Origin of the sequence: Mycobacterium sp. SMC-4 (assembly GCF_050205565.1) — a bacterium.
Lineage (GTDB): Bacteria > Actinomycetota > Actinomycetes > Mycobacteriales > Mycobacteriaceae > Mycobacterium.
This window is the reverse complement of record NZ_JBNMQU010000004.1, coordinates 265,664-284,371: the sequence shown is the minus strand read 5'-3', so window position 1 is coordinate 284,371 and position 18,708 is coordinate 265,664. Positions and strand designations below refer to the sequence as shown.

The window sequence follows — 18,708 nt, the reverse complement described above, 5'->3', positions numbered from 1 at the left end:
ACGAAGCGTGAACTGCTGCGGCGCTCAGGACAGGTGTCCCCAGTTGAACCACTTGCGTTCGGCGAATTCGAGCAGCCAGTACACCGCAGCGGTCGACACCGACAGCAGGATGATCAGGGAGTAGACGCCGGTGATGTCGAGCTGGAAATTGAATGATTGGACCATGAAACCGATACCGGCCTGCGCACCGATGAACTCGGCCACCACGACCCCGATGGCCGCAGAGATCCAGCACAGTTTGATGCCGGCGAAGATCAGCGGCAGGGCGTTGGGCAGCTGCACCTTGAAAAAGGTCTGACGTCGGTTGGCCGTCAGCGAGCGCATCAACTTGTCCGCGTCCATGTTCCTCGACTCCGCCAGGCCGGCAACGGTGTTGATGAAGATCGGGAAGAACGCACCGGAGACCGCCATCGCGATCTTCGACGACATCCCGAAACCGAACCAGATCAGGAACAGCGGCGCGAACACGATCCCGGGCGGGGCGTTCAACGCCAGAATGTAGGGCACCAGGCCGGCCCGCGCCATCGGCGAGACGGAGACCAGCACCCCGAGGAGAAAACCTGAGACGACGCCGATTGCGAACCCGAGAAGAAGTTCCTGCAGTGTGACCCAGAGGTTCTCGAGGAAATACGAGCTCATGACCAGGTCCGGGAGATACGCGGCGATCTCCGTCGGAGACGGTGCGATGAAGTCGTGGATGACGTTGGTGTCGGTGGCCCACTGCCACAGCGCGAGAAAGCACACACCGATCCCGACCACGGCACCGCGACGCAGCCGACGCTGAGACCGCTGCTCCCACCGGGTCCGATCACGCTCGAGGCCGGCGAGTTCGGCCAGTTGCGCCACCACCGCATCGTGCGACGGGGTTGCGGTGTCTGCGGTCCTGGCGGTCGTCATTCGCCGGTGTTCCTTCCCTGGCCGGTCTCCCGTTGATCGATTCGGTAGGCGACCCGGTCTCCGCGGGTGTAACGGAATCGCAGCTCACGCACGCGACCGTCGACGTCGAACATGCGGGTCTCCAAGAGCAGAATCGGCGCGCCCGGGGCGATCTGCAGCAGCGTGCTTGTTCGCAGCTCACACGGCACAGCCTCGAGACTGTCCTCGGCCCAACCGAATTCCACCCCGAACCGCTCGTAGAAGATGGCCAGGCGATCTCCGTTGGGCCTTACCAGGGAGTAGTCGACGTCCGCGTCGATGTAGGCGGCCCAGACGTGGTGGGGCTCGCCGCGCACACTGATGAGCCGCTCATGCATCCGCACCACATCGGCGTCCGAGCCCATCCTCTGCGCGATGTAGGGCGGCATCGGAAGGACCCGTTCGTCGAGCTCCTGCTCTTCGAACACATCCGTGGGTGCGATCCCGGCGATACGACCTGCAGTCTGCACGCGCAGGCCGGCATCGAGTTCGTTGAGATTGATCTGCACCACCGCGGAGGTGATGATCGTGCCTGTCCTCGGGTTCCGCTCGACGACACCCTCTTCGGCCAGCAGCTGCAGGGCCACGCGCAGGGCGTTGCGGCTGGTCGACATCGCTTTGGCGAGTTCGTGTTCCACCAGCTGCTTCCCGGCCGGCAGATATCCGGTGCGGATGGCCGAGCGCAGAATCTCATACACCCGGCGCGAAGAGGTCTGTTCCGGTGGCGCCGGCCGAGGCCGGCCGACCCGCGGTCCGCTCACCGGTCGATGGTGCCGGAAAGCAGGCCGCTCCACGGAGCGTTCGAACTGCACAGGGATCACCTTCTCTCAACTCACACAGGTCCGGTCGCCAGCGCGACCGCCTCTGCTTCGTTACGTGCCGAACGGCGCGTCCAGGCCGCCGACAGCGCACCCGCGACCACGATCGCCGCCACGGCGACCAGATATGCGCCCCAGAGGTTGTCGAGGTCGTAGGCCACACCCACGACGAACGGGGCAACCGTCGTACCGATGTTCCGCGAGACCACGACGACAGCTGAGACCGTTCCCGGCGACGACGACGCCAGGGACGTCGCCACCCCGATGCTCAACGCCATACCGGCCCCCAACCCGAGGCCGCTCGCGAACAGCAACGGGAAGAGCCACAACGATGCCCCCGTCCACTGCTGCACCACGCCGAACACCGAGATGACGACAGCGAGCCAAACCAGGGCCGCAGTCAGCAGAACACGACCTTCGAACCGCTGCAACAGATGCCCGACGAGCATCGATCCGGTCAGCACTCCGCACGGGATCATCGCGAATCCGACCGAATCCATCCACTGGGCGGGCAGGTCACCGTCGTCGAGCACAAAGGCCAGCGAGCTGTGCATCGTCATGATCGCCACACCTACGATGCCGCTCACCAGCGCCATCACCAGCACGCCACGATGTCGTGCCGCGAGCCACATCTCCTGCGGCGAGGGTGCCTGGAATTCGACCGCCGGAGGGGGCAGCACGCAGCTGATCACCAGGGCGACCGCGGACGCCCCGAGCAGGATGAGAAAGACGTACTCCCACCGACCGGTGAGCGCCACGATCGCCGCACCGCTGCTCGGCCCGGCCACGGCGCCCACCGCGATGATGGCCTGGTACACCGCCAGCGCGCGTTCCCGGCCCTTCCCGACCGAATTCGCCTGTGCGACCAGGGCATAACCCGCTCCGGTGACCATCCCCGCACCGAAGCCCGTGATGATCCGGCCCGCCATCAGACCGGTCAAGGTGGGCACAGCCAAGATGAGGGCGTTGGACACGAGGAACAGCACCAACCCGATGCGCAGCAGCCGGGCCCCGTTGGTGCGGTCGGCCATGGGACCGACGAGTACCTGGGCCACCGACTGACTGATCGTGAAGGCCGCGATTGTCCAGGCCACACTGCCCGCGCTGACCCCGAGCTCGTCCTTCACCAGCGGAATCGCCGGCACGTAGATCAGATGAGCGAGCGCGACGATCATGGCGGCCGTGTTCACCGACGCTGTGGTGAACCGGGCCCGAAGCGCCGTGGTCGCTGCGTTACGGCGGATCATTCAGTCGCGCTCAGTCCGCACCCAGCGCGGCTCCGGCGCTTGAGAGGGACCCCGAGATTGTCACGCAGTGTCTTGTTCGCGCCGTAGCTGGTCTTGAAGACGCCGCGCTTCTGCAGAATCGGTATCACCTTGTCGACGAAGTCGACGGCGTTGCGCGGCATGAAATTGTGGATCGAGATCATGAATCCGATGTTCGGCCCCGTCTGCGAGTGCAGATCGCAGATCTGGTCGGCGATGTCCTCGGCGGTACCGTAGAGCGTCGGGCCGCCCGCGATCATCGATTCGCGTCCCATCTGCTGGAAGATCTCCTTGGTGAAGACCCCGTCCGGACCGATCTTCTCTGCCAGTTTGGGCAGATAGGCGGTGGATCCGTTCTCGGCCTCAATCGCTTTGATCGCCTCGTCGAGGGTGAAGGTCTCCGGCAGTGTGGAGAAGTCGAATCCGCTCTTGTGCGCCATGAACACCCCGCCGGCTTCCAGCGGCACCGACTCGATCAACTGCGCCTCGAGTTCCTTGGCGTGCGAGGAGGATTCACCCATCATCGGGTGGATCGGCCAGAGCACCTGGATCTCCTCGGGGGCACGTCCGACCGCGGCGAGTTCGTTGTCGAGCTGTTCGCGGAACTTCACCATCGCCGGTGCAGTCGGCCGCGAGATGAAGACCACGTCGGCGTTGCGGGCGAAGGACTTCATTCCGCGCGGAGACGCGCCAGCCTGGACCAGGACGGGGTGGTACTGGGGTGCGGGCAGCATGTTCAACGGCCCCTTGACGTTGAAGAACTCGCCGACGTGGTCGAGGTAGTGCACCTTCGCCGGGTCGGCGAAGACGCCGGTCTCCTTGTCGAGGACGATGGCGTCGGGCTCGATGCTGTTCCACAGCCCCTTCAGCACGTCGATGAACTCGTCGCCGCGTTCGTAGCGGCGGTCGTGCTCCATCAGCTCGTCGAAGCCGTAGTTCGCAGCGTCGGATCGACGGGCCGAGGTGATCAGGTTCAGTGCCATCCGGCCACCGGTCACATGGTCCAGGGACGCCACATGGCGCGCCACGTAGTAGGGGTGCATGTAGGTCGGTGAGAACGTCAGGCAGAAGCCGATGTGCCTGGTGACCCGCGACATCACCGCGATCGTCGGGCTCATGTCGTGGCGGGGCCACTGTAGACCCCACTTCACCGCCGCGTCGATGCTCGAGCCCCAGGTGTCGGGGATGCCGACACCGTCACCGAAGAACAGCATGTCGATGCACCCGCGTTCGGCGGCCCGGGCCACGTCCTCCCAGATGTCGGGTTGTGTGTAGTACGGGTAGTTGACCCAAGAGCCCGGGTTACGCCAGGCACCCTCGGTGTGGGTGAAGGAAAGGTCGAGCGCGAGCTTGAGTGTGGGTTCCATCAGGTCGCTTCCTCTAGGTGTGATGTCGGTCCGGTGAACAGGTCAGCTGGCACCCTTCGCCTTTTCCTCGATGGCCGCGAAGTCTGTTGTCGACCAGACTTTTTCGACCAAGGCGGGCTTGAGGACCACATCCAGATCCACCGGGCCATCCAGGACCCGGGTCTCGTCGTCACCCTGCTGCAGGAAGCCCATGAGGGTTTCGTAGGAGGCGCGGTCGAACAGGCCGCGGTTCGGCACCGAGGGCGGAAGGACCGGTCCGAAGTTCTCGATGGTCAGATCGAAGTAGGTGCGTGCCAGCACAGGATCGGTGGCCAGCGCCTCGGCCAAGTTGGCCTGGGCGTAGGTGAACGCGGCGTCGGGGTTGGACATGGTGTAGACCAGGCCCTTGAGCGCCGCGCGGGTGAATCCTTCGACCACGTCGGGCTTCTGCTCGACGAGCTCGGTCTTGGCTGCCATCCCGTCGCCGGGGAACGCGGCGACCTCGGCCGGGGTGATCGACACCATCTCGGTTTCGAAACCGTTGGTGCCGAGGTTGACGATGTCGCGTGTGGAGCTCGCGTACGCGTTGATCGTCCCGTTCTTCAGTGCGTTGACCGTCGACGGGTCGCCCTCACCGGCGGGGATGATCTTGACGTCGGCGCCCTCGTCGAGGCCGGCGACCGCCAGTGCAGCGCGCACCATCGGCATCTCACCGCCGGACAGTTCCGACACGCCGATGGTCTTGCCCCGCAGGTCTGCGATGGTGTTTATGCCGCTTCCCGCGGGCGCGGCGATGTCGAACGGCTGCTTGTAGTTGTGCTGCAGCACCATCGACACCGGTGTGCCCTGCAAGTTGGCCTGCATCACCGACGCCGGCGTGGTGGAGGCAATGTCGGCGTTGCCGGCTGCGAGCTGTTGGATCGCGGCGCCGCTGCCCGGGGAGAACACGATCTCGACCCGGAGCCCCTCCTCCTCGAACCAACCTTCGTCCATCGCGATGTGGATCGGGGTGTCGCTTGCCGACGGCCCCGAATTGCTCGTGACCAGACGGACCAGTGTCAGCCCGTCACCCGCGTCGGTCGATCCCCCGCCGGCGTTGTCGGACGAGCAGGCTCCGGCAAACGTCACCATGCCGGCGAGCAGCATGACGCCGATGTGTGCGGGACGCTGGAAGTAACGCTTCATGTTCATCTCCTTGTTGTGAGGGAAGGCTTTTCACCGAGCGGGTCGGACTGGTCGCGGGTCATAGCCGTCCCCAGAACACGATGCGTCGCTCCAGCAGTTCGAGTGCCCCGTACACGACGACGGTGGCCAGCGCGATCAGGACGATGACGCTGAAGACGCCGAGGATGTCGCTCTGGATGCTGAAGGAGTTGAGCAGGAATCCCAGACCGGCCTGCGCACCGACGAACTCGGCGACGATCACGCCGGTGACGGCCAGTGTCCAGCACAGCTTCACTCCCGAGGCCATCAGCGGCAAAGCGTTGGGCAGCCGCACTTTGAAGAACACCTGCGTGCGCGATGCGGTGAGCGATCTCATGAGGCGCTCGGCATCCGGGCTCAGCGCGCTGAACCCGGTGACGGTGTTGACGAACATCGGGAAGAACGCGATGATCACCGCCATCACGATCTTGGGCATGATGCCGAACCCGAACAACGTGACGAACAGCGGAGCCAACAGCACCTTCGGAGGTGCCTGCAGTGCGACGACATAGGGTTGAATCACCGCTCGGCAGAATTCGGAGAGGGAGACCAGGGCGCCCAGCGCAATCCCGAGCAGCACGCCGATTCCGAATCCGAAAGCAAGCTCCTGCACGGTGACCGTCAGGTGTTTGGGGAAGTAGTCAGCAGTCACCAGCGTCGGTAGATGACCGAGGATCGCCGAGGGGGCCGGCGCGATGCGGGGATTGATGAATTCGGTCCGGGCTCCCCATTCCCATCCGCCGATCAGCAGGACTCCGCACCCGACGAACGCCATCGCATCCAGCAGCCGTCGCCGCACCGCGTTGCGCCGGGCGCGCGCCAGCTCGAGGGCATTCAGATTGTCGAACTCGCTTGCCACAGCGGTGTTTCGAACCCCGAGGACGGGCGTGGCCACGGCGATCGTCAAATCTGCGCTGGTCAATGTGCACCCCCGAGGATGTCGCGGATTTGGCTGGTATAGGTGAGCAGCTCCGGAGACGACCACATCGCCTCGGTGCGCGGACGCGGCAGATCGATGTCCACGACGGCGGCCAGCCGCCCCGGCCGCGGCGTCATGACGAATACGCGATCAGAAAGGTAGACGGCTTCAGAGATGTTGTGCGTCACGAAGATCGCCGTCTTCTTGGTGTCGGCCCACACCCGCAGCAGCTCGGCGTTCATGGACTCGCGAGTGAATTCGTCCAACGCACCGAAAGGTTCGTCCATGAGCAGCACCTCGGGTTCGGACACGAGCAGCCGGCACAGCGCGGCGCGCTGTTTCATCCCGCCGGAGAGTTCTCCTGGGTAGCGGTTGGCGAACTCACTCAGACCCACCTTCGCCAGCAGTGCCTCGGCGCGTGCCTTCGCCTCGGCCTTGCGCAGTCCCAGCACCTCGACGGGAAGCATGATGTTCTTCATCACCGTGCGCCAGGGCAGCAGAAGCGGTGTCTGGAACATCATGCCGATTTCACGTCGAGGACTCAGATGCTCCTCGCCGGCATACCGCAGATCGCCTCGGCTGTAGGGCAACAGGCCCCCGATGATGTTGAGGAGGGTGGATTTCCCGCAGCCGCTCGGACCGACGAGCGAGATGAACTCGCCGCGGGCGATGTCGAAGGAGACGTTGTCCAGAGCCAACACTGGGCCGTTGCTGGTGGGGTACACCTTGTACAGCGACCGCCCCGTGATCAACGATCCGACGAAAGATGCAGGGGGTTCGGTCACCACGGAGGTAGATGTCATCGACTTGCTTTCGGAATCTCGGTGTCGGTCAGAACTCGAGCAGGTTGTCGCGCAGTGTGCTGTAGCTGTATCCGCGCCGGACCAGGCCGCGGCGTTGCAGCGCGGGTACCAGGCCATCGGTGATCTCGGCGATGGAACGACGAGACACCGTGTCGTAGCGGATGAGGAATCCGTCCCCGCCGACTTCCTGCATCATCTCGTCCATCTGGGCGGCCACGTCGTCGGGCGTCCCGATGAACCCACCGGTCGCCCCTCCGTCGGCGGCCATGCTGCCCAGCTCGCGCAGCGTCCGGTCGCGGTTGGAAGTGATGAAACTCTCCAGGCTGCTCTGATGTCCGTTGGTGGAGAACTGATCTGCCAGGTCCCGGATCGGAACGTCGGGGTCATAGACCGAGAAGTCGATGTTGGTGTTGTAGCCCATGTGCGCCAGCGCGTAGGTGTAGTCGGCCGCCGCGCGCGCCAGCATCTGGTTCCGCTTGATCTCGGCGGCTTCCCGGGTGTCCCCCAGGACGGGTGCGCACAGGAACATGACCTTGCAGTCGTCGGGCTTTCGGCCGTAGGCGACCAGACGCGCGCGGATGTCGTTGCGGTAGGCCTTCATCTCGTCGACGCCCTTGGCCGCCGACAGGATCACTTCGGCGAACCGTGCACCGTAATCCCGGCCGGCCGGGGATCCGCCCGCCTGGATGATCACCGGACGCCCCTGGGGGCTTCGCCCGGTGTTGAGCGGTCCGCGACTGCGGTAGTACTTGCCTTCGAAGTCGAGCGTGTGGACCTTCGTCGGGTCGGCGAACACGCCGGCCTTCTGGTCCATCGGCATCGAGCCCGGTTCCCACGTGTCCCACAGGCCGGTGACGACTTCGGTGAACTCGTGGGCCATCTCGTAGCGGATGTCGTGCGGCGGCTGGGCCGGGTGCCCGTAGTTCTGGGCAGCCCGGTCCGAACTGGACGTGACCGAGTTCCAGGCGACGCGACCGGAGGAGATGTGGTCGAGCGTCGAGATCAGACGGGCCAGCAGATACGGCGGATACTCGGTGACCGACAGCGTCGGCGCGATTCCGATGTTCGAGGTCAGGTGACCGATGACAGCCATCATCGGCGCGGGATCCTGTTTGGGCACCGCCTCGGCGTTGGTCAATGCCCAGTCGTGCTTACCCTCCCACGCATCGGGAACATACGAGCTGTCGGCGCTGAGGAAGAAGTCGAAACAGGCGCGCTCCAGGTTGCGGGCGAAGTCGACATAGAAGTCGGCCCGCATCGACGTCGTCGCCTGGCTTCCGATCCATTGGTCCTGCCATCCCAGAACACGGAAGCCACTCATGAACCACCCGAGGTGGAACGGGCTGGCAGACATCGACACTCCCTGCAGATCAGACGGTGAAGGCGATCTGGACCGACCGTTGATCGATCCGCAAAGAGTGCAACAACGGCCCGTGTCGAAACTGCGACGGCGAAGATAACTCCACGTTGCGCCGGTCGCGGGTATCGCCCGCAGTGTTGCCGGCGTCGCTGACGTGTCGTTCCGAGACAGGTAACAACGGATTGCGCCAGCGGGCCGAAACCACCGCTGAAGCAAGCAGCGTTCACCGTCGAGTGGCGACGGCCACGATCACCGCACCTCGGCTCCGTTGCACGCCGGCAGGAAGACGTTGTGGCGGTAGATGTTTCGGGCAGCACGGTGTGCGCCGCCCGGTTGCTCACCGGGCGGCGTCGGATCGTGCTCCGATGGGAAGGCTCAGGGACTCGAGGTGGTCACCTCGCCCTGAGGTCACGCCGGAGAGGTCTGCGCCTCCTGCTCGCGCTTGATCTCCAGCGCGATGTCGATCAGCTGGTCTTCCTGACCGCCGATCAGCTTGCGCTGCCCGGCGCGGTGCAACAGCTGGTGCGCCGGCACGCCGTAGCGCTCGGACTGGCGGATGGCGTGCTTGAGGAAGCTGGAGTAGACGCCGGAGTAACCCATGATCAGGGCGTTGCGGTCCAGCAGGCACTCGGCGGGCATGGCCGGGGCCACGACCTCTTCGGCCGCGTCGGCGATGTCGAAGAAATCGATGCCGGTCTTGACGCCGATCTTGTCGAACACGCCGATCAGCGCCTCGACCGGCGCGTTGCCGGCACCGGCGCCGAACCGACGGCACGACCCGTCGATCTGCTTGGCGCCCGCACGCACGGCCTCGATGGAGTTGGCGACACCGAGGCCGAGGTTCTCGTGGCCATGGAAGCCCACTTGAGCATCGTTGCCGAGTTCGGCGACCAGCGCGGCCACCCGGTCCCGGACGCCTTCGAGGACCAGGGCACCGGCCGAATCGACCACGTAAACGCACTGGCAACCGGCGTCGGCCATGATGCGCGCCTGTTTGGCGAGCTTCTCCGGGCTGATGGTGTGGCTCATCATCAGGAAGCCGACGGTCTCCAGCCCGAGTTCGCGGGCCAGCCCGAAGTGCTGGATCGACACGTCGGCTTCGGTGCAGTGCGTCGCGATCCGGCAGATGGATCCGCCGTTGTTCTGGGCTTCCTTGATGTCCTCCTTGGTGCCCACGCCCGGCAGCATCAGGAAGGCGATCTTGGATTCCTTGGCGGTCTCCGCGGCGAGCTTGATCAGTTCCTGCTCAGGCGTTTTGGAGAAGCCGTAGTTGAAGCTCGAACCACCCAGTCCGTCACCGTGGGTGACCTCGATGACCGGCACGCCGGCCGCGTCGAGCGCTGCGACGATGGCGCCGACCTCGTCCTTGGTGAACTGGTGGCGCTTGTGGTGGCTACCGTCGCGCAGCGAGGTGTCCGTCATCCGGACGTCCCATACCGGGTTGAAGAAGATGTCGTCGGTGCTCATGCCTGACCTCCTGTGGGCGCGGAGAGCGATGCCCCGGCCTGCTGCTTCGCGATCTCTTCGCCGACCTTGGCCGCCGCGGCGGTCATGATGTCCAGGTTTCCAGCGTAAGGCGGCAGGTAATCTCCCGCACCCTCCACTTCCACGAAAATCGTGACCACGTGGTTGCCGCCGTTGACCACCGAGGGCTCGTCGAACTGCGGCTCATTGAGCAGGCGGTACCCGGGCACGTAGGTCTGCACCTCGGCCACCACGTCCTTGATCGACTGGGTGATCGCGGCGTGGTCGGCATCCTCGGGGATGGCGCAGAAGATGGTGTCGCGCATGATCATCGGAGGTTCGGCCGGGTTGAGGATGATGATGGCCTTGCCGCGCCGGGCGCCGCCGATGACCTCGACGCCGGCGCTGGTGGTCTTGGTGAACTCGTCGATGTTGGCGCGGGTGCCCGGGCCGGCCGACGCCGACGACACCGACGCGACGATTTCGGCGTAGGGCACTCCGCCGTTGTCGGCCAGCGCGCGGGAAACCGCGTACACCATCGGGATGGTGGCCTGTCCGCCGCACGTCACCATGTTCACGTTCGGCGCGTCGAGGTGCTCGCGCAGGTTCGCCGGCGGGATGACGCCGGGCCCGATGGCCGCCGGGGTGAGGTCGATGGCGCGGATTCCGGCTTCGGCGTACTTGGGCGCCGCGTCGCGGTGCACGTAGGCGCTGGTGGCCTCGAACACCAGGTCGGGCTTCTCCGACTGCGCGAGCAGCCAGTCCACGCCTTCGTGCGACGTCTCCAGGCCGAGCTTGCGCGCCCGGGCCAGGCCTTCGCTCTCCGGGTCGATGCCGATCATCCAGCGCGGCTCGAGCCACTCCGAACGCAGCAGCTTGTAGAGCAGGTCGGTGCTGATGTTGCCGGATCCCACGATCGCGACGGAGGCTTTCTTGTCCGTAGACATTGCTAGTCCTTCGGGTTACTCGAAACTCAGTTGTACTGAACCTAAACCGCTGAAGTCGGCGACGAAATGGCTCCCGGGTGGTGCATCTATCGCACGCGTGCACGAACCGGGCAGCACGATGTCTCCGGCCTTCAACCGCACTCCGAAACTGTCGACCTTGCGGGCCAGCCACGCCACCGCGGTCACCGGGTTGCCCAGCACCGCGTCACTGCGCCCCTCGGCCACCACCTCGCCGTTGTTGGTCAGCACGGCGTCGATCGCCCTGATGTCGATGTCCTTCGGCGAGACCCGCGCCTCGCCGAGCACCCAACCCGCTGAGGACGCGTTGTCGGCGATGGTGTCGCAGAGCTTGATCTGCCAGTTGGTGATCCGCGTGTCGATGAGTTCGATGGCGGGTGCGAACGCAGCCGTCGCGGCGAGCACGTCGTCCTCGGTGCAGCCCGCACCGGGGAGGTCGTCGGCCAGGATGAAGCCGACCTCGACCTCCACCCGCGGATACAGGTACTTGCCGGAGCGGACGGGCACGTCTTCGTAGACCTGCATGTCGTCGAGCAGGTGGCCGTAGTCGGGTTCGTCGACACCCATCATCTTCTGCATGGCCTCGCTGGACAGGCCCACCTTGTGTCCCACCACGCGGGCACCTTCGGCGACCTTCTGGCGGATGTTGATCAGCTGGATCTCGTAGGCGTCGACGACGTCGATGTCGGGATGGGCGTCGGTCAGCGGAGTGATGGGCACCTGGCTGCGCTCGGCCTGGGCCAGGTCGGCGGCGAGCTTCTCGCGCACCTCATCGGACAACATCTCGTGAAGTCCCTTCGTTTCGTCGACCGGCACAGTTGTGGGTCGGCCGGGCAATTCTATAACGTGTTCTACATGTCGGAGCAGGAGTATGACGTCGTCGTGGTCGGCAGCGGTGCCGCAGGCATGGTCGCGGCCCTGACCGCCGCTCACCAGGGCCTCTCGACGATAGTCGTTGAGAAGGCCCCGCACTACGGTGGTTCCACTGCGCGGTCAGGTGGCGGCGTGTGGATCCCGAACAACGAGGTGCTCAAACGCGACGGGGTCGACGACACCCGCGAGGCCGCTCGCACGTATCTGCACGCGATCATCGGCGACGTGGTGCCGGCCGAGAAGATCGACACCTACCTGGACCGCGGGCCGGAGATGCTGTCCTTCGTCCTGCAGAACTCGCCGCTGAAGCTGTGCTGGGTGCCGAACTACTCCGATTACTACCCGGAGACGCCGGGCGGCAGGGCCAGCGGGCGCTCGGTCGAGCCCAAGCCGTTCGACGCCAACAAGCTCGGTGCCGACCTGGCCGGCCTGGAGCCGCCCTACGGCAAGGTGCCGATGAACATGGTGGTGATGCAGCAGGACTACGTCCGGCTCAACCAGCTCAAGCGGCATCCGCGCGGACTGCTGCGCAGCCTCAAGGTCGGCGCCCGGACCGTGTGGGCCAACGCCACCCGCAAGAACCTGGTGGGCATGGGTCGCGCGTTGATCGCACCGCTGCGCATCGCGTTGCGCGACGCCGGTGTCCCGGTGCGGCTGAACACCGCGCTGACCGACCTCTACGTCGAAGACGGCGTGGTGCGCGGCATCTACGTCAAGGACACGACCTCCGGCGAATCTGCCGAACCGCAACTGATCCGGGCTCGTCGAGGGGTGATCCTGGGCAGCGGCGGCTTCGAACACAACGAGCAGATGCGGGTGAAATACCAGCGCGCCCCCATCACCACCGAGTGGACCGTCGGCGCGGTGGCCAACACCGGCGACGGCATCCTGGCCGCCGAAAAGCTCGGCGCCGCACTCGATGTCATGGAGGACGCGTGGTGGGGGCCGACGGTCCCCCTGATCGGCGCGCCGTGGTTCGCACTGTCGGAGCGCAACTCGCCGGGGTCGATCATCGTGAACATGAACGGCAAGCGGTTCATGAACGAGTCCATGCCGTATGTGGAGGCCTGCCACCACATGTACGGCGGCCAGTACGGGCAGGGGCCCGGACCCGGTGAGAACATCCCGGCGTGGCTGGTGTTCGACCAGCAGTACCGCGACCGCTACATCTTCGCCGGACTCCAACCGGGACAGCGAATTCCGAAGAAGTGGCTGGAGTCGGGAGTGATCGTCACCGCGACGACGCTCGACGAGTTGGCCGGCAAGACCGGGCTGCCCGCCGATGCGTTCGCCGAGACGGTGACGAGGTTCAACGGGTTCGCCCGCTCCGGCGTCGACGAGGATTTCAAGCGCGGCCAGAGCGCCTACGACCGGTACTACGGCGACCCCACCAACAAGCCGAACCCGAATCTCGGCGAGATCAGCCATGCCCCGTTCTACGCGGCCAAGCTGGTCCCCGGCGACCTGGGCACCAAGGGCGGCATCGTCACCGACGTGCACGGTCGCGCGCTGCGCGACGACGGCTCGGTCATCGAAGGCCTCTACGCCGCGGGGAACGTCAGTGCCCCGGTGATGGGCCACACTTATCCTGGTCCGGGCGGCACCATCGGTCCGGCCATGACATTCGGCTACCTCGCGGCGCTCCACCTGGCAGGAAAGGCGTAAACCCGTGCCCATCAACCTCGACGAGGCGCTCGGCGCCGAGCTCGATCCGGTCGAATTCTCGTGGACCAGCAGCGACATCCAGCTCTACCATCTGGGTCTGGGCGCCGGCAGCGACCCGATGGACAAGCGGGAACTGCGCTACCTCATCGACGACACCCCACAGGTGTTGCCGACATTCGCCAATGTGGCGGCCAGCTTCCACATGACCGAGCCGCCGTCGGTGCAGTTTCCCGGCATCGACATCGAGTTGAGCAAGGTGCTGCACGCCAGCGAGGCCGTGACCGTGCCGGGTCCGATCCCACCGGCGGGCACCGGCACCGCGGTCACGAAGTTCACCGAGATCTGGGACAAGGGCAAGGCCGCGGTCATCTGGTCGGAGACCACCGTGACCGACCCGGACGGCACGCTCCTGTGGACGCAGAAGCGCTCGATCTTCGCGCGCGGCGAGGGCGGATTCGGCGGCGACCGCGGCCCGTCCGGCTCCTCCGCGGCGCCCGACCGTGCACCTGATCTGGAACTGACCATCCCGACCTCTCCCCAGCAGGCGCTGCTGTACCGCATGTGCGGCGACCGCAACCCGCTGCACTCGGATCCGGACTTCGCTGCGGCGGCGGGCTTCCCGCGTCCGATCCTGCACGGGCTGTGCACGTACGGGATGACCTGTAAGGCGCTGGTGGACAACCTGCTCGACGGCGACGTCAGCGGGCTGAAGTCCTACGGTGCCCGGATGGCCGGCGTGGTGTTCCCCGGTGAGTCGCTGCGCGTGAGCGTCTGGAAGCAGGACGGGGCCTACACCGCCACCGTCACCGCCCCCGAGCGCGACAACGCCGTCGCACTGGCCGGCGTGGAGTTCGTGCCCGCCTGAGCAGCACCGGCCTCACCGGACCGGGGCCACCGGAAAGACCGGCCAACCGATTTCGGTGCGCCATTCCTGGGGGTCCTGCGTGTCGCGCGGGCCCACGAGATACGTCTCTTGGATCGGCCCGTCCACGGCGAGGGTGTGTTCGACGACCCAGGCCCCCAGTCGTCCATAGGTGACGTCGATGTCGTCGTGTGGACCGAAGTGCACGGTGACCGCTAGATCGACCGCAGGCAGGTCGAGTACATGGATCCGTCCGCGGGCCTGTGGTGCGCGGACCGGCCGGAAGACGGTCATGTCACCCGCACCGTGAGTGAAAAGCTCGTTGGCGTAGCGCCCACCGGGTGGCCCGGTACGTTCGGCAGGCGGGAACGCCTCGTCCAGTTCTGCCATCGCGGAGTCGTACCACGCCAACGAATCCTCATGCGCGACATGACCGCTGACAGCGGCCACCGTGCACGCGGCAACCGTGCGCAGTTCCACGGGGGCGTCCGCGGGCACGGGGTCCAACAGCCGACGCAGGGAGACCACGGCGGCACGTGTCCGGTCCAGCTCGGCCTCGAGACGTTGTAGATGACCAGCGATCACTTCGGCTCGGCGCTGCGGATCTTCGCTTGCCAGAACCACTTTCACTTCAGCCAGTGGCACATCGAGGGCGCGCAGCTGTTGGATCACCTGAGCGGTGGGGATCTGCTCGGAGCTGTAGTACCGGTAGCCGGTGAACGGATCGACCGTGGCAGGTTCGAGCAACCCGAGCTCATGGTAGCGACGCAGGGTCCGCACGCTCAGGCGCGTCACCGTGGCGAACTCACCGATCGACAGGCCGGAACGCATGGCAGTTCCCCTCTTACTGGTCGTCACCGTACAGGAGGTGCGCTTTTCAGGCCGACCATATCGGCCATCGGGAAGTCGGCGCCGCGCGACAGGGCTTCGTTGCGCCCCAGCTCGGTCAGCGTGTGCTGGAGCGTCGACATCGCGGCGTCGAAGCCGTTGCTGCCGAGCACCAGTCGGTGCGGCGGCGCCTCCTGGGCCATCGCGGTGAGCACCGCTCGGGCTCCTCGCCTGGGGTCGCCCGGCTGGACGCCGTCCTGAGCGACCATGGCTGCGCGGACGTCGGCCAGCAGCGGGTGGTACTCGACGATGGGCTCCGCGATCGGCTCGTCGGCGAAGCCGGCGTAGGCGTTGGTGCGGAACGCGCCGGGCTCGACTGCGAGCACGCGGATACCGAACGGGGCGACCTCCTCACGGAGTACCTCGGTGAGACCTTCGATCGCGAATTTGGTTGCGCTGTAATAGCCGAATCCGGTGATACCGCGCAGACCGGCGACCGACGACATGTTGACGATCCAGCCGTCGCCTCGCGCACGCATGCCCGGAAGTGCGGCGCGGAGAACAGAGATGACGGCGAAGAAGTTCAATTCGAACATCGCTCGGATGCCCCGCTCATCCATTCCTTCGACAGAGCCGTACCACCCGCGCCCCGCGTTGTTCACGAGGACGTCGATACCACCGAAGTCCTCTGCCGCCGCCACTGCGGTACGCACCTGTGAAACGTCTGTCACGTCCAACGGCACCACCAGAACCCGGTCGCCGAACGCGTCGGCCCACGCGGTCAACTCGCGCGGCCGTCGTGCCGTGAGGACCACCCGGTCGCCCGCCTCCAGAGCCGCCTCGGCGAAAGCCATACCGAATCCGCCGGGGGTGCCGCCGGTGATGAACCAGGTGCGCGCCGGAGCACCGGCGTTTCTCTCCGCTGTCATGGCGTCGAGAGTGCGGTCTCCCTCAGGGGGAGAGTCAAGAAGTCAGCCGGGGACTACTTGCACAGTTCGGCGACGCGGGCGGCTGTGGTCTGAGCGTTGTTCATACGCTCGTTCTGGGCCGGGTCCTCGCTTCGTGCGCCGGCGAGCTGACCCATACCGATCTGGGTGAGGTCCTCGGCGAATGAGCGCACCGCTTCGGCCAGCTCATCGGGTTCCACGTCGCTGACCTGCCAGAGCAGATACTGCCCGCCACCCAGGGTGGCCAGGCGAGCGTTGGCGGCCACCGCCTGCACCGCCACGCGGTCGGGTCCCAGGTCGGCGTTGGTCTGCAAGGACACCGCCGTGCGCACCGTCTCGAAGTCCGAGCAGATTTGGGCCTTGTCCACTGGTCCGGCTTTGGATTCGGCCGAGTCGGCGGGTGAGCGCCACAGTCCCCAGGCCGCGAGGACCGCGGCGATGACGGCGACGGCGAGGGCGGCCGGGGCGACCCAACCAGGCGCGCCGCGATGAAGGTTCGTGGTCTCTGACATGCCGCGATCATAGCCCGAGGGCTCCTTGCGCCCTGCAGGCCTGGGTCCGAAAACCCCTCAACGGCAAGGGTATTGGCAGACCTGTTCGCGACGACAACCGGGTACGGCGCCAACGGCGTCCGTACCCGGTCGTGTCGCGCTATGCGTCAGTCGTCGCTGCCACCGGTGTCGCCGCCGGTATCGCCGCTGTCGTCGCGGGCACCGGCAGTTCCGTCGGTACCGTCGGTACCTCCGCGGCCCGCTTCGCCACCGATCCCGCCCTCGGCATCGTCTTCGTCGTTGGCAACGGCGTTGCCGCCGTCGCCACCGTCGCCGCCGCGGTTGAGGAGGCTGCCGTTTCCACCGTCGCCGCCCCAGCCGCCGCCGGCCGCAGGACCGGTCGGTTCGCCGTCCTCATCGAGCGGCGGGTCGCCGCCGTCGGCGTCACCGCCGCGGCCGCCGTCGCCACCCCTGCCGCTGAATCGGACATCGCCGCCGAAGCCACCGTCGCCGCCGTAAGCGACGTCGTTCTCACTGACGCCGTTACCGCCGTCGCCTCCGTTGCCGGCATCACCGTTGCGGCTGTCCCCACCGTCGCCGCCGAAGCCGCCCTCGGCGTAGGCGTCGCTGCCGCCGTCGGCGTCACCGCCGTGGCCGCCGTCGCCTGCGTCGCCGTAGAACCCGCCGGTGCCACCGGTGCCGCCGTCGCCGGCCAGGGCCTCTTCGCCCTCGGCATCGGCCGTGGCCGTGCCACCGTTGCCGCCGCGGCCTCCGTTGCCGGAGAAGCCAAGCGCATCGCCGCCGTTGCCGCCGCGGCCGAAGGAGACATTCTCGTTGAAGTAGCCGTACGCGCTGCCGTTGAGCGACGAGGCGTTGCCGCCGTCACCACCGTTGCCACCGTTGCCGAAGAACCCGCCGCGGCCGCCCGCGCCTCCGTTTCCGGCGTAGGCGTTGTTGCCCAGCGACTCGTCGGTGTCCTCGGTGTCCTCGTCGTCTTCGAAGTCCTCGGTGTTGGTGTCGTCGCCGCCGCGACCGCCGTTGCCACCGTTGCCGAACCAACCGGCGTTGCCGCCCCGGCCGCCGTTGGTGGCAGCGGTGCGGGCACCGGTCTCCGCGTTGTAGACCGCGTCGAGGCCGTCGCCGCCGTTACCACCGTTGCCGAACAGCAGTCCGCCGTTGCCGCCGCTGCCGCCGTTGGCGCCATTGCCACCGTTGCCTCCCAGGAGGCCGCCGTTGCCGCCGTTGCAGGCGGCGCCGGTGCAGTCCGGAGCGGCGTCGAGGCCGTTACCGATCAGCCATCCGCCGTCACCGAACATCGGCCGCAGTGCCGCGGCCGCCGGAGCGTCTGCGGCAGCGGCGAACATGTTGGACTCGTTGGCCGTCTTGCTGCCGTCGCCGCCCATTCCGAACAGCCAGGCCTCGTTGGAGACCAGGCGCACGTCGTAGGAGCGCTGTTGCGGGGCCTCGTCGGTCCCGATGAGCGCCAGGGTTCCGAGCCCGGCCATGGCCGCCCCGGTGACGCCCGCGGTCAGATAGGTCCTGATAGCCAGGCTCCGCTGACCTCTGCGGACTTTGGAATGCTTTGCCATGGTCGGTGACTCCCCTGTCGTGATTCGTGAAAAGCGTGGCGCCGCGCGCGTGACGTCTTGAACGTTACTCCCACCACAACCCCCGGCGGACCGAATCTATGAGTTTGCTGGCGCGGCTGTCAAGACTTCCCCGCAGGCGCGTCGAAAGCAATTGCGCCGATGGTCGATGCGCAGTGTACCTGGCAGATTTGGCCCCGGCAGAGGCAACCGGTACGGCCGCCGGCGCCGTCCTTCCGCAAACTGATCTTGCTTTGCCGACCGTCGGGTCGATGACGGCAGCGACCTCACACACCGTCGCGACTGGAAGCATGGGCAAATTCTGCGTCGGGTCACCGTCGGCACGAAGCTGCTGGTCGCGCAGCGTCGAGACCCTCACTGGGCCGCACCCGACCTGC

General features: G+C 66.4%; 17 protein-coding genes. 2 read left to right on the top strand and 15 right to left on the bottom strand.

All coding sequences use genetic code 11. From position 1 onward, the window contains the following. Nucleotides 1-24: 24 nt before the first annotated feature. From ACQI46_RS10095 to ACQI46_RS10045, 11 genes are all read right to left on the bottom strand, one after another. The gene (locus ACQI46_RS10095; protein ID WP_427093842.1) at nt 25-897 is read right to left on the bottom strand and encodes an ABC transporter permease; all 873 of its coding nucleotides are present in this window, start codon (nt 895-897) and stop codon (nt 25-27) included. Continuing rightward, complete coding sequence (locus ACQI46_RS10090; RefSeq protein ID WP_427093841.1) at nt 894-1,676, bottom strand: GntR family transcriptional regulator; 783 nt, start codon at nt 1,674-1,676, stop codon at nt 894-896. Before ACQI46_RS10090 ends, ACQI46_RS10095 begins: the two co-directional genes overlap by 4 nt. A 71-nt stretch (nt 1,677-1,747) precedes the next feature. Beyond that, nucleotides 1,748-2,923: an MFS transporter gene (locus ACQI46_RS10085; protein ID WP_427093840.1), complete on the bottom strand. Its 1,176-nt coding sequence runs from the start codon at nt 2,921-2,923 to the stop codon at nt 1,748-1,750. A gap of 53 nt (nt 2,924-2,976) precedes the next feature. Then, nucleotides 2,977-4,365, bottom strand: a complete 1,389-nt coding sequence (locus tag ACQI46_RS10080) for an NtaA/DmoA family FMN-dependent monooxygenase (protein WP_427093839.1) — start codon at nt 4,363-4,365, stop codon at nt 2,977-2,979. 42 nt (nt 4,366-4,407) lie between these two features. Beyond that, nucleotides 4,408-5,529 (bottom strand): ABC transporter substrate-binding protein, encoded by a 1,122-nt coding sequence (locus ACQI46_RS10075; protein ID WP_427093838.1) that lies wholly within the window; start codon nt 5,527-5,529, stop codon nt 4,408-4,410. 58 nt (nt 5,530-5,587) lie between these two features. After that, a complete protein-coding gene (locus ACQI46_RS10070; RefSeq protein WP_427093837.1) occupies nt 5,588-6,469 on the bottom strand; it encodes an ABC transporter permease in 882 nt (293 codons plus the stop codon). Beyond that, complete coding sequence (locus ACQI46_RS10065) at nt 6,466-7,269, bottom strand: ABC transporter ATP-binding protein (protein ID WP_427093836.1); 804 nt, start codon at nt 7,267-7,269, stop codon at nt 6,466-6,468. Before ACQI46_RS10065 ends, ACQI46_RS10070 begins: the two co-directional genes overlap by 4 nt. Before the next feature lie 28 nt (nt 7,270-7,297). Then, nucleotides 7,298-8,623 (bottom strand): NtaA/DmoA family FMN-dependent monooxygenase, encoded by a 1,326-nt coding sequence (locus ACQI46_RS10060; RefSeq protein WP_427093835.1) that lies wholly within the window; start codon nt 8,621-8,623, stop codon nt 7,298-7,300. A 414-nt stretch (nt 8,624-9,037) separates the two neighbouring features. After that, complete coding sequence (gene dmpG, locus ACQI46_RS10055; protein ID WP_427093834.1) at nt 9,038-10,096, bottom strand: 4-hydroxy-2-oxovalerate aldolase; 1,059 nt, start codon at nt 10,094-10,096, stop codon at nt 9,038-9,040. Then, nucleotides 10,093-11,040 carry an acetaldehyde dehydrogenase (acetylating) gene (locus ACQI46_RS10050; protein ID WP_427093833.1) on the bottom strand — a complete coding sequence of 316 codons (948 nt, stop codon included), beginning with the start codon at nt 11,038-11,040 and terminating at the stop codon, nt 10,093-10,095. The genes dmpG and ACQI46_RS10050 overlap by 4 nt, the downstream gene beginning before the upstream one ends. Before the next feature lie 15 nt (nt 11,041-11,055). Next, nucleotides 11,056-11,841, bottom strand: coding sequence for a 2-keto-4-pentenoate hydratase (locus ACQI46_RS10045; protein ID WP_427093832.1), 786 nt, complete (start codon nt 11,839-11,841; stop codon nt 11,056-11,058). Nucleotides 11,842-11,913: 72 nt separating this feature from the next. Between ACQI46_RS10045 and kstD the strand changes: the two genes are divergently transcribed. Together kstD and ACQI46_RS10035 are read left to right on the top strand one after the other, a co-directional pair. Beyond that, nucleotides 11,914-13,596, top strand: a complete 1,683-nt coding sequence (gene kstD / locus ACQI46_RS10040; RefSeq protein WP_427093831.1) for a 3-oxosteroid 1-dehydrogenase — start codon at nt 11,914-11,916, stop codon at nt 13,594-13,596. 4 nt (nt 13,597-13,600) lie between these two features. Beyond that, nucleotides 13,601-14,461 carry a MaoC/PaaZ C-terminal domain-containing protein gene (locus ACQI46_RS10035; RefSeq protein ID WP_427093830.1) on the top strand — a complete coding sequence of 287 codons (861 nt, stop codon included), beginning with the start codon at nt 13,601-13,603 and terminating at the stop codon, nt 14,459-14,461. A gap of 12 nt (nt 14,462-14,473) precedes the next feature. On the opposite strand, the gene ACQI46_RS10030 is transcribed toward ACQI46_RS10035, so the two are convergent. The 4 genes from ACQI46_RS10030 to ACQI46_RS10015 all read right to left on the bottom strand — a co-directional run bounded on the left by ACQI46_RS10030 (nt 14,474) and on the right by ACQI46_RS10015 (nt 18,313). Beyond that, nucleotides 14,474-15,289 carry a MerR family transcriptional regulator gene (locus tag ACQI46_RS10030; protein WP_427093829.1) on the bottom strand — a complete coding sequence of 272 codons (816 nt, stop codon included), beginning with the start codon at nt 15,287-15,289 and terminating at the stop codon, nt 14,474-14,476. A 23-nt stretch (nt 15,290-15,312) separates the two neighbouring features. Next, nucleotides 15,313-16,215 (bottom strand): SDR family NAD(P)-dependent oxidoreductase, encoded by a 903-nt coding sequence (locus ACQI46_RS10025; protein WP_427093828.1) that lies wholly within the window; start codon nt 16,213-16,215, stop codon nt 15,313-15,315. A 53-nt stretch (nt 16,216-16,268) separates the two neighbouring features. Beyond that, complete coding sequence (locus ACQI46_RS10020; protein ID WP_427093827.1) at nt 16,269-16,745, bottom strand: hypothetical protein; 477 nt, start codon at nt 16,743-16,745, stop codon at nt 16,269-16,271. A gap of 146 nt (nt 16,746-16,891) precedes the next feature. Then, on the bottom strand, nt 16,892-18,313 hold the full coding sequence (locus tag ACQI46_RS10015) for a hypothetical protein (RefSeq protein WP_427093826.1): 1,422 nt from the start codon (nt 18,311-18,313) through the stop codon (nt 16,892-16,894). Between the last annotated feature and the right edge of the window lie 395 nt (nt 18,314-18,708).

Coding starts and splice junctions, on each gene's coding strand:
- ACQI46_RS10095 (WP_427093842.1), bottom strand. CDS start 897: ATGACGACCGCCAGGACCGCAGACACCGCAACCCCGTCGCACGATGCG.
- ACQI46_RS10080 (WP_427093839.1), bottom strand. CDS start 4,365: ATGGAACCCACACTCAAGCTCGCGCTCGACCTTTCCTTCACCCACACC.
- ACQI46_RS10075 (WP_427093838.1), bottom strand. CDS start 5,529: ATGAAGCGTTACTTCCAGCGTCCCGCACACATCGGCGTCATGCTGCTC.
- ACQI46_RS10065 (WP_427093836.1), bottom strand. CDS start 7,269: ATGACATCTACCTCCGTGGTGACCGAACCCCCTGCATCTTTCGTCGGA.
- ACQI46_RS10060 (WP_427093835.1), bottom strand. CDS start 8,623: ATGTCTGCCAGCCCGTTCCACCTCGGGTGGTTCATGAGTGGCTTCCGT.
- dmpG (WP_427093834.1), bottom strand. CDS start 10,096: ATGAGCACCGACGACATCTTCTTCAACCCGGTATGGGACGTCCGGATG.
- ACQI46_RS10050 (WP_427093833.1), bottom strand. CDS start 11,040: ATGTCTACGGACAAGAAAGCCTCCGTCGCGATCGTGGGATCCGGCAAC.
- ACQI46_RS10045 (WP_427093832.1), bottom strand. CDS start 11,841: ATGTTGTCCGATGAGGTGCGCGAGAAGCTCGCCGCCGACCTGGCCCAG.
- kstD (WP_427093831.1), top strand. CDS start 11,914: ATGTCGGAGCAGGAGTATGACGTCGTCGTGGTCGGCAGCGGTGCCGCA.
- ACQI46_RS10030 (WP_427093829.1), bottom strand. CDS start 15,289: ATGCGTTCCGGCCTGTCGATCGGTGAGTTCGCCACGGTGACGCGCCTG.
- ACQI46_RS10025 (WP_427093828.1), bottom strand. CDS start 16,215: ATGACAGCGGAGAGAAACGCCGGTGCTCCGGCGCGCACCTGGTTCATC.
- ACQI46_RS10020 (WP_427093827.1), bottom strand. CDS start 16,745: ATGTCAGAGACCACGAACCTTCATCGCGGCGCGCCTGGTTGGGTCGCC.
- ACQI46_RS10015 (WP_427093826.1), bottom strand. CDS start 18,313: ATGGCAAAGCATTCCAAAGTCCGCAGAGGTCAGCGGAGCCTGGCTATC.